Source organism: Pseudomonas sp. PS1(2021) (assembly GCF_020405165.1).
Classification (GTDB): domain Bacteria; phylum Pseudomonadota; class Gammaproteobacteria; order Pseudomonadales; family Pseudomonadaceae; genus Pseudomonas; species Pseudomonas aeruginosa.
Window position 1 is genome coordinate 3,558,920 of the sequence record NZ_CP084484.1, and the last position, 14,400, is coordinate 3,573,319.

The 14,400-nt window shown below is 64.4% G+C and carries 12 protein-coding genes, 1 tRNA gene and 3 pseudogenes; 4 read left to right on the forward strand and 12 right to left on the reverse strand.

Translation table 11 applies throughout. From position 1 onward, the window contains the following. Positions 1-67 precede the first annotated feature (67 nt). Complete coding sequence (locus tag LE197_RS17010; protein WP_003120643.1) at positions 68-868, forward strand: IclR family transcriptional regulator; 801 nt, start codon at positions 68-70, stop codon at positions 866-868. A 39-nt stretch (positions 869-907) separates the two neighbouring features. Here LE197_RS17010 and wapB (LE197_RS17015) read toward each other — a convergent pair. The 9 genes and pseudogenes from wapB (LE197_RS17015) to dapA all read right to left on the reverse strand — a co-directional run. Further along, a pseudogene (wapB, locus tag LE197_RS17015) lies at positions 908-1,324 on the reverse strand (1,2-glucosyltransferase WapB); the annotation flags it as partial. Between the two features lie 89 nt (positions 1,325-1,413). Then, on the reverse strand, positions 1,414-2,163 hold the full coding sequence (gene istB, locus LE197_RS17020; protein WP_126621874.1) for an IS21-like element IS1474 family helper ATPase IstB: 750 nt from the start codon (positions 2,161-2,163) through the stop codon (positions 1,414-1,416). A gap of 21 nt (positions 2,164-2,184) precedes the next feature. After that, positions 2,185-3,735 (reverse strand): annotated as a pseudogene (gene istA, locus LE197_RS17025) (IS21 family transposase); the annotation flags it as partial. Between the two features lie 226 nt (positions 3,736-3,961). Then, positions 3,962-4,546: pseudogene (gene wapB / locus LE197_RS17030) on the reverse strand (1,2-glucosyltransferase WapB); the annotation flags it as partial. 350 nt (positions 4,547-4,896) lie between these two features. Further along, positions 4,897-4,986, reverse strand: a tRNA-Ser gene (locus tag LE197_RS17035). Positions 4,987-5,079: 93 nt separating this feature from the next. Continuing rightward, positions 5,080-5,790, reverse strand: coding sequence for a phosphoribosylaminoimidazolesuccinocarboxamide synthase (purC, locus tag LE197_RS17040; RefSeq protein WP_023109091.1), 711 nt, complete (start codon positions 5,788-5,790; stop codon positions 5,080-5,082). 28 nt (positions 5,791-5,818) lie between these two features. Then, positions 5,819-6,577, reverse strand: a complete 759-nt coding sequence (locus LE197_RS17045) for an MBL fold metallo-hydrolase (RefSeq protein ID WP_012614416.1) — start codon at positions 6,575-6,577, stop codon at positions 5,819-5,821. Continuing rightward, the gene (bamC, locus tag LE197_RS17050; RefSeq protein WP_003086271.1) at positions 6,516-7,706 is read right to left on the reverse strand and encodes an outer membrane protein assembly factor BamC; all 1,191 of its coding nucleotides are present in this window, start codon (positions 7,704-7,706) and stop codon (positions 6,516-6,518) included. The genes LE197_RS17045 and bamC overlap by 62 nt, the downstream gene beginning before the upstream one ends. A 17-nt stretch (positions 7,707-7,723) precedes the next feature. Continuing rightward, on the reverse strand, positions 7,724-8,602 hold the full coding sequence (gene dapA, locus LE197_RS17055; RefSeq protein WP_003086270.1) for a 4-hydroxy-tetrahydrodipicolinate synthase: 879 nt from the start codon (positions 8,600-8,602) through the stop codon (positions 7,724-7,726). A gap of 183 nt (positions 8,603-8,785) precedes the next feature. On the opposite strand from dapA, the gene LE197_RS17060 reads away from it, so the two are divergent. Further along, positions 8,786-9,343: a glycine cleavage system protein R gene (locus LE197_RS17060; RefSeq protein WP_003086267.1), complete on the forward strand. Its 558-nt coding sequence runs from the start codon at positions 8,786-8,788 to the stop codon at positions 9,341-9,343. Positions 9,344-9,354: 11 nt separating this feature from the next. Then, positions 9,355-9,828 carry a peroxiredoxin gene (locus tag LE197_RS17065; RefSeq protein WP_003086262.1) on the forward strand — a complete coding sequence of 158 codons (474 nt, stop codon included), beginning with the start codon at positions 9,355-9,357 and terminating at the stop codon, positions 9,826-9,828. Between the two features lie 59 nt (positions 9,829-9,887). On the opposite strand, the gene LE197_RS17070 is transcribed toward LE197_RS17065, so the two are convergent. Together LE197_RS17070 and LE197_RS17075 are read right to left on the reverse strand one after the other, a co-directional pair. Continuing rightward, a complete protein-coding gene (locus tag LE197_RS17070) occupies positions 9,888-10,961 on the reverse strand; it encodes an AI-2E family transporter (protein ID WP_003108615.1) in 1,074 nt (357 codons plus the stop codon). 33 nt (positions 10,962-10,994) lie between these two features. Further along, positions 10,995-11,246, reverse strand: coding sequence for a sulfurtransferase TusA family protein (locus LE197_RS17075; protein ID WP_003086258.1), 252 nt, complete (start codon positions 11,244-11,246; stop codon positions 10,995-10,997). Positions 11,247-11,408: 162 nt separating this feature from the next. On the opposite strand from LE197_RS17075, the gene LE197_RS17080 reads away from it, so the two are divergent. Beyond that, entirely contained in the window at positions 11,409-12,842 is a 1,434-nt protein-coding gene (locus LE197_RS17080; RefSeq protein ID WP_003112546.1) for a tetratricopeptide repeat protein, read from the forward strand. 108 nt (positions 12,843-12,950) lie between these two features. Here the strand turns inward: LE197_RS17080 and nadA are convergent, their stop codons facing one another. Continuing rightward, positions 12,951-14,009, reverse strand: a complete 1,059-nt coding sequence (nadA, locus tag LE197_RS17085) for a quinolinate synthase NadA (protein ID WP_003112547.1) — start codon at positions 14,007-14,009, stop codon at positions 12,951-12,953. Positions 14,010-14,400 lie beyond the last annotated feature (391 nt).

The following is a 14,400-nucleotide window of genomic DNA, read 5'->3' on the forward strand; positions in this document are numbered from 1 at the left end:
TTCCGGAAGGCCAGAATATATTCACTATCGTGAATGTCAATCACACTACTGAATGAAAAGAGGAAAAATGACCAAGGACGCCACAACCAAAGGCACCAGCAGCAAAGATGTCGGCGCGGTAGTGAACGCCATTCAGATACTTCGCCACCTGGCCCACGCCGACGGACCGCAAGGCGTGGCCGCCATCGCTCGCGCCACCGGTATCAGCCCGAGCAGCGCCTTCAATATCCTGCGCACCCTGAGCAACGAACGACTGACCTCCTTCGACGATGCGGGCAAGACCTACCAACTGGGCCTTGGCCTGTCGGAACTAGCCGTAGGATTCGTCGGACGCAGCTATGCCGACCTGATCCAGCCAGAGCTGGAGCGACTAAGCCTTGCCCACCACATCCTCATCGCCCTGTGGCAAGTCACCGACGATGCGCACATCCGCGTCATCGCCCTTGCCGCGCCGCCCGTCGCCCACGTCAACGTCGCCGTCGGCACGCGCCTGCCGGAACTGGTCGGCGCCGCCGGGCGTTGCATTGCCGGCCTGCGCGAACTGCCGGAGGACGAACTGCGCCGCCGACTGACCCGCGTGCGCTGGGAAAATCCGCCGAGCTTCGAGCGCTACCAGGCCGAAGCGACCGAGGCCGTCGAGCGCGGCTGGGCTATCGACCAGGAACACCTTTACCGCGGCGTGAGCATGGTCGCCAGCGCCATCACCGACCGCGACGGACAACCGCGCTTCGCCATCTCCGCGATCGGCATCAGCGCCCAGCACCAGCCCGACGACCTGGAACGGATCGGCACCAGCCTGCGGGATACCGCGCGCTTCGTGAGCCGCGCGCTATTTCCCCAGGGCGAGGCACTGAAGGGGAAATCCTGAAATGACATTCAACCCACTGAACGATTAGCCGGCCCGCCGTTATCGACCCGCGACGTCGGTACCACCTTTCAACCCGAGGACCGGCAGATAACGGAGGAAGCGCCAGAATCGCTTCAGCGTCACCCGGTCCCACGCCCGCAGCGGCACCGAGCGGAACAGCTGCCAGGCATATCGCCCATCCTGGACAACAGCCTTCTTCAGCGCCTTGTTCAGGATCAGTTGCCGGGCCCGGCGATAATTCGGGTGAGCCCGATAAGGCTCGATGGCTTGCATATCCGCCTCGTAATTGAGCTTGTACCTGCCGGACAGACCGCTTCCATGCCGACGATAACGCCCCATGTAGGCCGGTAGTCGATGAATTTCATAGCCCTGCGCCGCGATCCTGAGGGTGATCTGGAAATCCTGCACGCGAATCGACGGGTCGAAGAAATCCGCCCGCTTCATCGCGTCCATGCGGATTTCGGTGAACGTGACCGAGCGTTTCGCTAATACGTGACCGGTGCTTCCGCCCCGGTTGCGCGGGTTGTGGATTGTAATCGCATCGGTCACGATGCGGTTTGCTCCTCAGCTTTTTTCCGGCGCAGTGACTCGCCCTTCAACGTCAGTCGGTAAGCGCTGTGCACCAGGCGGTCAAGGATGGCGTCGGCCAGGGTCGGGTCGTTGATCCAGCCATGCCAGTGTTCGATTGGTAACTGGCTGGCCAGGATGGTGGAGCGGTTGCCGGCACGGTCGTCGATCACTTCCAGCAGGTCGTGCCGGGCACCTTCTTCCAGCGGGGCCAGCGCCCAATCGTCCAGCACCAAGACATCGACCTTGGCCAGCTGTTGCAGGGTACGGCCGAAGCTGCCGTCGCCATGAGCGATGCGCAGTTGCTCCAACAGGCGCGGGGTGCGCAGGTACAGAGTGCTGTAGCCCTGGCGGCAGGCCTGGTTGCCCAGGGCGCAGGCCAGCCAGGTCTTGCCGGCGCCGGTCGCGCCGGTCAGCAGCAGGTTGTGCTGCTGGCGGATCCAGTCGCCGCCTGCCAGGCTGGCGATCAGGCGCTCATCCAGGCCGCGGCCAGGGCGGCGGTCGAGGTCTTCCAGGCAGGCGTTGGCATATTTGAGCTTGGCCTTCTTGCGCAGCCGTACCAGGCGCTGGTTGTCACGCCAGGCCAGTTCGCGGTCGAGCAGCAGGCCGAGGCGCTCATCGAAGCTCAGGCTGTGGCTGGCCGGCAGCGTCCATTGCTCTTCCAGGGCGCGGGCCATGCCGTCCAGGCGTAGCTGGTGCAGTTGATTCAGGGTGTGTTGCAGCATCATCGAACAGCTCCTGTTGCGGGGGTGGTAGTAGTCGGCGCCACGGACGTTCTCGTGGTCGCTGGGTAAGCTCGTTTCGGCGGTGCGCGTGGGCAGCGGCTGCTGATCCAGGCCTTGCTGGAGCAGGTTGCGCACGCTGCGCCCGGTGAAGGCGCGCAGCTGGACGGCCCGTTCGGCGGCGGCTTCCAAGCGTGCATTGCCGTAGCGACGAGCCAGCGAGAGCAGGCCGAGACAGGCGCGGTAGCCCATCTCCGGATGCGGCTTGTGGGTCAGCTGGTGATCGATCAGTTGGCGCGTGTAGGGGCCGATCCGCGCGCCCCAGTCGAGCAGGCGTTGCGGCGTCCATTCGCGATGGGCCTGGTGTGCGGCGGGCATGTGTTCGCGCTGGGTGCTGTAGGCGCCGCGACGGCCCAGCAGCACATGGCTGGCCACGCGCCGGTTGCCATGCAGCACTTCCAGGGTGTGCGCTGTCAGCCGCACCTCGACGCTCTGCCGGGCCAGGGCGGAGGGCACGCTGTAGAAGCTGCCATTGACCTCGATGTGGTAGTCGATGTTGACCTTGCAGCGCTTGAAGCTGGCGACCTCGTAGGGATGTACCGGCAGCGCTCGCAAGGCCGGGCGATCCAGGCGCTCGAACCAGTCGCGCCGGCAGCCATCGAGGCGCTTGAACGGGCGTCGATTCAGCTCCTCCAGCAGCTCGGCGATGGCCTGGTTAAGCGCATGCAGGCTGAAGAACTGCCGGTGGCGCAGTCGCGCCATGATCCAGCGCTCGACCACCTGCACCGCCACCTCGGCCTTGGCCTTGTCCTGGGGTTTGCGTGGCCGGGCCGGCAGGATCACCGTCTGGTAATGCCGCGCACACTCCAGCGTTGCCCGGTTCAGACCCGGCTCGTAGCGATCTGGCTGGGCGACCAGGGCGCGCGGATTGTCCGGCACAACCATCTCCGGCACACCGCCAAAGTAGGTCAGTGCCTGGCCCAGCGAAGTCAGCCAGTCCACCTGGGTTTCGCCCGGCGTCGCGCAGGCATAGGTGTAATTCGAGGCGCCCAGGGCGGCGACGAAGATATGCGCCCGGCGGACTTCGCCGGTGGCCGGGTCGACCACCGGCAGCGTCGGCCCTGCATAGTCGATGAACAGCTTCTCGCCCGCGCGGTGCACCTGGCGCATCGAACGTTTGAGCGTCTGGGCGTAGCGCCGGTAGTGCTCGACGAACTGGGTGTAGCGGTAGGTCGGCTGGCCCGCATGCGCGGCGAGATATTCCTCCCACAGCAGCTGCAAGGTCACGCCCTTGCGCCGCAGCTCGCGGTGGATGCTCAGCACGTCGGGTGGCACCCGCTCACCGCGCGGCTTGTTTGTCGGCGCCGACGCAAACAAGGCGGCCGCCAGTGCGGCCTCGTCCATGGCCGCCAGCGCCGGCCAGTCCAGTCCGGCCACGCGCGCCGCCGTGACGTATTTGCTGACCACGCCTTTGGACAACTGCAAGGCGCGGGCGATCTTCTCGTGGGACAAACCGGCCTCGAACTTGAGGCGCAGACATTCTTTGATGTTTCGCATGGCTACTCGCGGCGCCGCCATCTTCCCCTCCCGAAATCGGGCGAGGGTGACGGCGCATCAGGTCATGCGCAACGAGAGGGAAGGCTTTCGCTAAGCCGTGACCGGCGATTTCGGTAAGCCGTGACCGCCGGTTTCGGAACGGGCGGAAAATCGGTCACGTTGCTACCGAAATGAGCGGTCACGCGTTAGCGAAATGACCGGTCACGATCTACCGAAACGGCCGGTCACGATGCTCCGAAATCCGCACGTCCATGCGGTAGAGCGCCGTAAGCGGCATGACCACCAGGGTCTCGGCCAATGCTGCATCGAACCCCCAACGCTCCACACAACCCTCGCTGAAACCGTCTCGCGCCACTTCGTTACCGGCACTGTCGATACAGATATTGAAACCGCCCACGCACCCGACCTCGGGGTGCGCAAGCAAGTAGTCGACGCGCGTGTCGAGCGCTCCAGGCAGGACAATGTCGTCGAGGTCGGGAGTCATCACGAACTCCCCCCGCGCATGACGCAAACCGTGATTGAGCGCATCGCTCACCCCTCGGTTAGCCTGGCGGTAGAGCTGGAAACCGTGACGCTCGCGGAGCATGGCGAGACGCTCATAGGTGTCGTCCGTGGATCCGTCATCCACCACGATCAACTCGAGATTGGGATAGCCCTGCGCGTAGATGCTGGCAATCGCCTCGTCCAGATACTTCGAGATATTGAAACAGGCGCAAACGACGGAAACGAGCGGTCGCATTTCTTCCTCCCCAGCCCCGGCTCCGGGACTCGGCACAAACCGATAACCTGGCTGTCCGCTGGAAGGAAACCGTGCCATGCAGCTCGGCCACACATCCGCGGCGCCTTCAAGCGCCGGGATACTAAGAAGAACCGCCCCGACCATCGAAACCGGCAGGTCGCCCGACCCGGCGCTCGAAGGACAGAAAATCGGAAGCAATGGAGAAATGCGCGCTCAGCGCACCCACGAAACCCAGACAGAGCGGGACGACCGCCCAGAGGAGAAGGAAGGACAGAACGAAGGAAGGGCCCGCAGCATTCCTAGGAGAACTGCACGACCTGGCCAATACCCGAAACCATGGCACGGCTTTCTCGCCCGCCCCGCAGAGGGGACGCCCGAACGCTCGCCAGAAAAGACAAAGCCCCTGGAACGCCAGGCATTCCAGGGGCTTTGCTCATATGTAATGGCGGAGAGATAGGGATTTGAACCCTAGGAGCCATTGCTGACTCAACGGATTTCGAATCCGTCCCGTTCGACCACTCCGGCATCTCTCCGTGCGGCGCGCATGATACCAGCTTGTACGAAGAACGCGAAGCTTTCTTGAAGATTTTTTCGCGTTCTTTCAGATGGTTGCGCGCATTTTGAGGTTAAAGCGGCACGCCCAGGCGCTTGGCTACCTCTTCGTAGGCTTCGATCACATCGCCGAGGCCCTGGCGGAAGCGGTCCTTGTCCATCTTCTTGCGGGTTTCCTTGTCCCACAGACGGCAGCCGTCCGGGCTGAACTCGTCGCCGAGGACGATCTGGCCATGGAACAGGCCGAACTCCAGCTTGAAGTCCACCAGCAGCAGGCCGGCGTCGTCGAACAGCTTGTTCAGCACTTCATTGACCTTGAAGGAATAGGTCTTCATCTGCGCCAGTTGCTCGGGAGCGGCCCAGCCGAAGGCCTGGACGTGGGATTCGTTGATGAACGGATCGCCCAGGGCGTCGTTCTTCAGGAACAACTCGAAGGTGGGAGGAGTCAGGGCGATGCCCTCTTCCACGCCGAGGCGACGCACCAGGCTGCCGGCGGCGAAATTGCGCACCACGCACTCGACCGGGATCATGTCGAGCTTCTTCACCAGGCACTCGGTATCCGACAGCAGCTTGTCGAACTGGGTCGGAATGCCGGCAGCTTCCAGCTTCTGCATGATGAAGGCGTTGAACTTGTTGTTCACCGCGCCCTTGCGATCGAGCTGTTCGATGCGCTTGCCGTCGAAGGCGGAGGTGTCGTTGCGGAACAGCAGGATGAGACGATCGGCATCGTCGGTCTGGTAAACCGACTTGGCTTTGCCGCGGTAGAGTTCTTCGCGTTTTTCCATGATGGGCTCCGCTTACGGGTAATAGGGCCTAGGCGATCTCGCGCCAATCCAGGCCTGAATGCTGATCGGCCACCTGCAGCCAGTCCGGATCGCACCCGAGAGTGTCGACGAAGGTTTGCCGGGCCAGCTGCGGCGAGTTGTTCTTTTCGCTGAGATGGGCCAGCACCAGGTGCTGCATGCCGCCCCAATCCAGCTGCTTCACCAGTTCTGCGGACTGATGGTTGTTCAAGTGCCCTCGCGAACCGCCTACGCGGGCCTTGAGAAAATAGGGATACGGGCCACCGGCAAGCATCGTGCTGTCGTGGTTGGCCTCGACCACCAGAGCATCCACCGCACGATAGCACTCCAGCACCTCGGCCGTGGCCATTCCCAGATCGGTGAGCATGCCGAAGCGCCGCTGCCCATCGGACAGCACGAACTGGGTAGGCTCGCGGGCGTCGTGCGAGACGCCAACCACCTGTACTTCCAGCCCGCGGATCGCCAGGCGCTGGCCGGCCCTCAACAGCTCGGCGGGGTGCACCGGGCGGCGCATGCCGCTCAAGGTACCCGCACTGAGATAGACCGGGATTTGGTAATGCCGCGCCAGCAGTTCGACGCCATGGATGTGATCGGCGTGTTCGTGCGTGACCAGGATCGCGTCCAGCTGCGCGGGGCTCAGCCCCAGGCGCGCCAGACGCTTGATGATTTCACGCAGCGGGAAGCCGCAATCGATCAGTATCCGGGTGTCAGAACTGCTCACCAAGGCCGAATTGCCCCGGCTTCCGCTGCCCAGAACCGCGAACCGCATTGCGCATGCTCTCCTGGAGTTTTTCCAGTACGTTTTGCGCGACATCGGCCGGCGCAGAGGTGTTGATGTCCTTGTCGACGGTGACCTGCACGGCGTCGCTGACGGTGGTCAGGCGGACCTGGTAGCGCTGCGCCTTGGCGTCTTCCTCTTCCTTGGTCTTCTCGCCGCCGCCGAACAGGCGACTGAAGAACCCGGGCTTGTCTTCGTCGGGCTTCTTCGCCCCTTCGGCGATGTTCACGTAGTACACGCCAAGGCTGCGGTTGAGGTCGTCGACGCGGATATCGGCGTTATCCAGGGCACGCCCGACACTGACCCAGGAGCGGTCGAAGTCGGATTGCAAGGTCAGCACCGGGTTGCCGCTGCCGTCCTTGCTCAACTCGAAGGTGCCGGGCGTGTCGTAGATCGAGTTGGCTGCCAGCAGCGAGACCGAGCCGCCCTGCTCGGCGCTGCGCGCCATGCTCGCGACCATCTCGTCGAGCAGCGCCGCGTCGAGGCTCGGCGCCACCGACTTGCTCGGCCAGCTCGGGCTGCTGGTGTCACCGGCGGCGCGGGTCTGGCTGAGCACGTAGACCTCGCTGGTATTGCTTTGCACGCCGGGCTCGATACGCACCCGAACCCGTGCCTGGCCGTCCGGCTCGACACCGCTCACGCGGCTGCTAAGGCGGCGTGCCAGCGGCGCGGAAAGCTGCGACAGCGATTGCCAGTCGGAACTGAACTCGCCGGTCTGCGGGCGCTCGTCGGCGATGCGGAAACCGTTCTCCTCGAAGAACTGCCGGGCCACCGGCCAGACTTCCGCCGGCGGACGCTGGGCCACGACCCAGCGGCTATCACCGCTGCGCTGCAGGCTGTAGTCGCTGATGTCGCCGGCGTTGGCCAGCGGCTGCGGACGCGGAACCTCGTACTCACCCTCTTTTTCGTGGGTGGTGGCGACGTTCAGCGGAATCGGCAGCAGCGGATCGAGCGGCTTGCTGTGCACCCCTTCGGGCAATTGCATGGGAGGCGTTTCGCGGGCGCCGAGGTAGTCGTCACCGCGGTCGCGGAAATAGCCCTCCGGCCCCCACAGCCAGCCGCAGCCGGAAGTGTTGCCGATAACCAGGGCGAGGGCGGTCAGTCCAGCCAGTCGCTTCATTGCGTGGAGCTCCTTGATCAAGCCAATACGCCGGTCTGGCGCATGGCCTGACGCAGCGGCTCGTGGCAACGCGGGCTGAGCCAGGTCAGGGGCAGGCGGATGCCCTCGGGGATCAGACCCATCTCATGCAGGGCCCACTTCACCGGAATGGGGTTGGATTCGATGAACAGCGCCTTGTGCAGCGGCATCAGGCGATCGTTGATGGCGCGCGCGGCTGCGGCGTCGCCGCGCATGGCGGCGGCGCACAGGTCGCTCATGGCGCGCGGCGCGACGTTGGCGGTCACGGAGATGTTGCCCTTGCCACCCAGCAGCATCAGCTCGACGGCCGTGGCGTCGTCGCCGGAATAGACGAGGAAGTCCTTGCCGACGCGCTCGATGACTTCCTTGGCGCGTTGCAGGTCGCCGGTGGCCTCCTTGATGCCGATGATGTTCGGCACCTTGGACAGGCGCTCGACGGTCTCCGGAAGCATGTCGCAGGAGGTGCGGCCCGGTACGTTGTAGAGGATCTGCGGGATCGCAACGGCTTCGGCGATATGGCGGAAGTGCTGGTACATGCCTTCCTGGGTCGGCTTGTTGTAGTACGGCGTCACCAGCAGGCAGGCGTCGGCGCCGCCGCTTTTCGCGGCCTCGGTCAGCGCCACCGCCTCGCGGGTGGAGTTGGCGCCGGTGCCGGCGATCACCGGGATGCGGCCCTTGACCTGGTCGACCACGCGACGGATCACCTGGATGTGCTCTTCCACGTCCAGCGTGGCCGATTCACCGGTGGTGCCGACGGCGACGATGGCGTTGGTGCCTTCCTGCAAGTGGAAGTCCACCAGCTTGGCGAGGCTGTCCCAGTCCAGTCGACCCTGAGCATCGAAGGGGGTGACCAGTGCCACCATACTGCCCGCAATCATGCAACCGCTCCTGCCGCGAAATTAAAGCGGTAATGGTACTGTCGGCGGCAGGCCTTGCACAAGACGAGCGCCACCTCGTCGGAAGCCGCTGACAGGCGGCAGACGTTTCCCTCGGCGGCGCTTTTCGCTACCCTTCCCGCTTTAGGTACGGCCCGTGCCGCCAGCGTATTCCAGGAAAGTTGAATGTCCACCAGCCAACCCCGCGAACAATTCCTTCTGATCAGCGCCCTCGGCCCCAATCCGATGGAGCTGACCACCCTGCTCTGCCGCGCCTGCGTCGAGAGCCGCTGCGCCGTGGTCAGCAGCCGCCTGACCCGCCACGGAGAGTTCAGCGCCCTGGTGCTGCAGATCTCCGGAAGCTGGGATGCCCTCGCCCGCCTCGAGGGCAGCCTGCCGGCCCTCACCAAGCGCGGCGACATCACCCTCAGCATGACCCGCAGCAACGCCCACGTGACCCGCGCCCAGGCGTTGCCTTACGTGGCCTATGTCAGCGCGGTGTATCGCCCGGACATCCTCAACGAACTCTGCCAGTTCTTCATCGACCACAACATCGAGCTGGAGAACCTGACCTGCGACACCTATCAGGCGCCGCACACCAACACCACCATGCTCAACGCCACGATTACCGTGACGCTGCCCGCCGGCACCCAGATCAGTTGGCTGCGCGACCAGTTCCTGGACTTCGCCGACGCCCTGAACCTGGATGCCCTGATCGAACCCTGGCGCCCCCAACACCCCTGAGGAGCCGAGCCATGCCGGTCGCAATCGACAAACCCGTACCCGACTTCACCGCCCCCGCAACCAGCGGCAAGGAGGTGACCCTGTCCGCGCTGAAGGGCAAGCAGGTCGTCCTGTATTTCTACCCGAAGGACAGCACCCCCGGTTGCACCACCGAGGGCCAGGGCTTCCGCGACCAGTACGCGGCGTTCCAGAAGGCCAATACCGAGGTCTTCGGCATCTCCCGCGACGGCCTGAAGTCCCACGAGAACTTCAAGTGCAAACAGGAATTCCCCTTCGAGCTGATCAGCGACAAGGATGAAGCGGTCTGCCAGCTGTTCGACGTGATCAAGCTGAAGAAGCTCTACGGCAAGGAATACATGGGCGTCGACCGCAGCACCTTCCTGATCGACAGGGACGGCGTACTGCGCCAGGAGTGGCGCGGCGTGAAGGTGCCCGGGCATGTCGACGCGGTTCTCGCCGCCGCCCAAGCGCTCAACGGCGCCTGAGCCCCGCCCCGAAAAAAAGGCCGCATCCGCGGCCTTTTGCATTTTTCATGCGGCCGATGCTATCGCGTGGCTGCCGGAGTCTCGGGAAGGTCCTTGGGCCAGGCATCCAGCACCGCTTTCACCAGGGTCGCCAGGGGGATCGCGAAGAACACGCCCCAGAAGCCCCAGAGCCCGCCGAACAGCAACACCGCGCAGATGATCGCCACCGGGTGCAGGTTCACCGCCTCGGAGAACAGCAGCGGCACCAGCACGTTGCCATCCAGCGCCTGGATGATCGCGTGGGCCACCATCAGGTAGATGAACTGGTCGCTCCAGCCCCACTGGAAGAAGGCGATCATCGCCACCGGTACGCTCACCACCACCGCGCCGATGTACGGCACCACCACCGACAGGCCGACCAGCAGGGCCAGCAGCGCTGCGTAGTTGAGCCCCAGGTAGGCGAAGGCGATGTAGGTCACCGCGCCGGTAATGACGATCTCGATGACCTTGCCGCGAATGTAATTGGCGATCTGCTGGTTCATCTCGGCCCAGACCTGTTTCATCAGCCCGCGCTCGCGCGGCAGGTAGCGGTGGAACCAGGTATGGAAGCGCTTCTTGTCCTTGAGGAAGAAGAACACCAGGATCGGCACCAGCACCAGGTAGATCATGACGTTCACCACCACCGGCAGGCTGGCCAGCGACGAGGTCAGCGCCCACTGGCCGATCTGGCCGAATTCGCCGCGCGCGGTCTCGATGGCCTTGAGCACCTGCTCCTCGCTGATCAGGCTGGGATAGCGCTCGGGCAGCATCAGCAGCACGCTCTGCCATTCGCCGAGCATCCGCGGCAGTTCGTTGAACAGGGTGAACAATTGCTGCCAGAGCAGCGGCAGCAGGACCACCAGGAACAGCGCCAGCAAGCCGAGGAACAGGCTGTAGACCAGCCACACGGCGAACAGGTGCGGCACCCGGAAGCGTTCCAGCATGCCGACCACGCCCTGGATCAGGAAGGCGATCACCATCGCCGCCAGTACCGGCGCGAGCATCCCGCCGAAGGCGAGGATGACGCTGAAGCCGAGCACCAGCATGATCGCCAGCACCACTGCCTCCTCGTCGGAGAAGTAGCGCTGCATCCAGTCGCGTAACACCTTGATCATCGGAAATCCTGAATCGGAACGGCGAAGGCTCCGCTAACGCTTGCGCAGCCAGTATCGATAGACGCCTTCGGCGGCCTCTTCGCGCAGCAGTTCATGGCCGGCGAGCTGGGCGAAGGCCCGGAAGTCTCGCTGCGACCCGGCATCGGTGGCGATCACCTTGAGCACCCCGCCGCTGGGCAGGCGGTTCAGCTCCAGCTTGGCCTTTAGCAGGGGCAGCGGACAATTGAGACCACTGGCATCCAGCTCCGCGTCACATACCAGGGGGGATGAATCGTTATCCGTCATGACAGCCTCTCCCGAAGGGCCGACAAGCATACCCAAGCCTATCCGCCGCTGGCCAGTTGAAACGGCGCTCGAAGTCCAACAGCTTCGGGTCTCGGGCAGATACCTAGGCAGTGCCGATAACCAACGGCTAAAGTAAGGCCTTTGCCAACCTGAGCCTCCTGCATGAATGTACTGCGCCCTGCCCTGTTGACGCTCGCCTGCATGCTCGCTTCGCCGGTCATGTCGGACGATCTGCCCTCCCTGGGCGACGCATCTTCCTCGATCGTTTCGCCGGAGCAGGAGTTCCAGCTGGGCCGCGCCTGGCTGAGCATGCTGCGCAACCAGGTCGATGCGATCTCCGACCCGCAGCTCAAGGACTTCGTCGAAAGCAGTGTCTACCGGCTGGCCGAAACCAGCGACCTGCAGGACCACCGGCTGGCCTTCATCCTCATCCGCGACGCACAGATCAACGCCTTCGCCGCGCCCGGCGGCGTGATCGGGGTCAACGGCGGGCTACTGCTCAACGCCCAGACCGAAGGCGAGTATGCCGCGGTGCTGGCCCACGAACTCGGCCACCTGATCCAGCGCCACTTCGCCCGCGGCATCGAGGCACAGCAGCGCATGCAACTGCCGGTGATGGCAGCGATGCTCGCCGGCATCGTCGCCGCGGCCGCCGGCGCAGGGGATGCGGGTATCGCGGCGATCGCCGGGACCCAGGCGGCGGCGATCCAGAACCAGTTGCGCTTTTCCCGGCAGAACGAGCAGGAAGCCGACCGCGTCGGCGTCACCAACATGGTTCGCGCCGGTTACGATCCGCGCTCGATGCCGAACATGTTCGAGCGCCTGGCGCGGCAGTACCGCTACGACGGCAAGCCGCCGGAGTTCCTCCTCACCCACCCGGTCACCGAATCGCGTATCGCCGACACCCGCAACCGCGCCGAACAGTATCCCCAGGGCGGCAAGGAAGACAGCCTGCGCTACCAGCAGATGCGCGCGCGCACCCAGTTGCTCTTCGAGGAAACCCCGGGGATGGCCGGCAAGCGCTTCCGCGCCATGCTCAACGACAATCCCAAGCTGGATGCCGCGCGCTACGGACTGGCCATCTCGCAGACGCGCATCGGCCAGCTCAACGATGCCCGTGACAACCTCAGGCAATTGCTGGCGAAGGCACCCAACGACGTGGCCTACAACCTGGCCCAGGTCGAGCTGGACATCACCGCCAACCGCCTTCCGGATGCCGATCAGCGGTTGAAGAAGATGCTCGCCCAGTTCCCCAGCAGCTACCCGCTGAAACAGGTGCGCGCCGACCTGATGCTGAAGATGGGCAAGCCGCAGGAATCGGAGAAGATCCTCGACGACCTGAGCAAGGCGCGGCCGCTGGACCCGGATGTCTGGAACCGTCTGGCCGAGGTGCGCAGCCTGACCAACAACGCCATCGGCGTGCACCAGGCCCGTGCCGAGTACCTGTCTCTGACCGGCGACTACCAGGCCGCCATCGAGCAGCTCGATTTCGCCAAGCGCCGCGCTGGCGGCAACTTCCAACTGGCTGCGCGACTCGACGCTCGTCAGCAGGAAATTCGCCAGCAGGAAAAGATGGTCAAGGAAATGTTCCGCTGAGCGGCATATCCGAGGAAAAACACCCGGCGAAGCTCATCGAAACAGGGGGTTGGGCGAACAACCGCACCGCGCTTACTCGCCCTACGCAGCGGCACGCCCTCGCCAGGATCAGGCGTTCCCGGCCTGGCGCAGGCGCGCGGCCTGGGTGAAGTCGAGCATGCGCTTCAGCGGACGGACCGCCCTCGGGATCAACGCCGGGTCGACGAAGATTTCCCCGCTGCCCTCGCGCAGGCAGGCCAGGGTCCGCTCGAGCGTGTTCATCGCCATCCACGGGCAGTGCGCGCAGCTGCGGCAGGCGGCGCCGTTGCCGGCAGTGGGGGCCTCGATGAAATCCTTGTCCGGGCACAACTGCTGCATCTTGTAGAAGATGCCGCGATCGGTGGCGACGATGAAGGTCTTGTTCGGCAGGGTCTGCGCGGCCTTGATCAACTGGCTGGTCGAGCCCACGGCATCGGCCAGCGCGACCACGCTTTCCGGCGATTCGGGGTGGACCAGGATGGCGGCGTCCGGGTAGAGCGCCTTCATGTCTTCCAGCTGCTTGGCCTTGAACTCCTCGTGGACGATGCAGGCGCCATCCCAGAGCAGCATGTCGGCCCCCGTCTCGCGCTGGATGTAGCGTCCCAGGTGCTGGTCCGGCGCCCAGAGGATGGGCTCGCCGTTGTCCATCAGGTGTTCGACGATCTCCACCGCGCAACTGGAGGTCACGACCCAGTCGGCGCGTGCCTTCACCGCCGCGGAGGTGTTCGCATAGACCACCACGGTCCGTTCCGGGTGCTGGTCGCAGAATGCCGAGAATTCATCCACCGGGCAGCCCAGGTCGAGCGAGCAGGTCGCTTCGAGGGTCGGCATCAGCACACGCTTCTCAGGGTTGAGGATCTTCGCCGTCTCGCCCATGAAGCGCACCCCGGCCACGACCACCGTCTGCGCCGGATGCTGGTTGCCGAAACGGGCCATCTCCAGCGAATCGGATACGCAACCGCCGGTCTCCTCGGCCAACGCCTGGATCACCGGGTCGCAGTAGTAATGCGCCACCAGTACAGCATTTTGCGCCTTCAGTTCGGCCGCGATCGCCGCGCGATGCTCGGCGCTCTCCTGCTCGCTCAACACACGGGGTTGCTTGGCGGCCAGGTGGGCCTGTACCAGGAGTCGTTCGGAAATGTGCGTCATAGTCGCTACACCTGAAGGCGCAACAGCGCGTCTCTCGATTTTATACCCGGCGGCAGGCTGGACCGCAGGGAACTGACGATTGCAGGTTTCGGGCACGGCACCCGTGTCCCCCTTGAGCAAACCCCGGGGATCCGCCTGCAAGGCCGCGGATTCTAACCGCATAGGTCGCGCCAGGGCCATCCCGGCATCCGTACCGGCCTGGCCGGTGGCTCCGCTAACAAAAGACATAGGTTTCGGTCGTTAGACCTACGCGACATAATTTTTTCGTTTCTTAGAACCGTCCCTGACTCGGCTCGCTCCACGACCGAACACGACATGCCGGCATGCCAGCGTTAATACTTTGGTATTAGGCCCTTGGTATTAACGTTAAATAACCGGTAAATATCCGGAT

Excerpts from the sequence above, each read along its gene's own strand:
- LE197_RS17010 (WP_003120643.1), top strand. The coding sequence starts at position 68 with ATGACCAAGGACGCCACAACCAAAGGCACCAGCAGCAAAGATGTCGGC.
- istB (WP_126621874.1), bottom strand. The coding sequence starts at position 2,163 with ATGATGCTGCAACACACCCTGAATCAACTGCACCAGCTACGCCTGGAC.
- purC (WP_023109091.1), bottom strand. The coding sequence starts at position 5,790 with ATGGAAAAACGCGAAGAACTCTACCGCGGCAAAGCCAAGTCGGTTTAC.
- LE197_RS17045 (WP_012614416.1), bottom strand. The coding sequence starts at position 6,577 with ATGCGGTTCGCGGTTCTGGGCAGCGGAAGCCGGGGCAATTCGGCCTTG.
- bamC (WP_003086271.1), bottom strand. The coding sequence starts at position 7,706 with ATGAAGCGACTGGCTGGACTGACCGCCCTCGCCCTGGTTATCGGCAAC.
- dapA (WP_003086270.1), bottom strand. The coding sequence starts at position 8,602 with ATGATTGCGGGCAGTATGGTGGCACTGGTCACCCCCTTCGATGCTCAG.
- LE197_RS17060 (WP_003086267.1), top strand. The coding sequence starts at position 8,786 with ATGTCCACCAGCCAACCCCGCGAACAATTCCTTCTGATCAGCGCCCTC.
- LE197_RS17065 (WP_003086262.1), top strand. The coding sequence starts at position 9,355 with ATGCCGGTCGCAATCGACAAACCCGTACCCGACTTCACCGCCCCCGCA.
- LE197_RS17070 (WP_003108615.1), bottom strand. The coding sequence starts at position 10,961 with ATGATCAAGGTGTTACGCGACTGGATGCAGCGCTACTTCTCCGACGAG.
- LE197_RS17075 (WP_003086258.1), bottom strand. The coding sequence starts at position 11,246 with ATGACGGATAACGATTCATCCCCCCTGGTATGTGACGCGGAGCTGGAT.
- LE197_RS17080 (WP_003112546.1), top strand. The coding sequence starts at position 11,409 with ATGAATGTACTGCGCCCTGCCCTGTTGACGCTCGCCTGCATGCTCGCT.
- nadA (WP_003112547.1), bottom strand. The coding sequence starts at position 14,009 with ATGACGCACATTTCCGAACGACTCCTGGTACAGGCCCACCTGGCCGCC.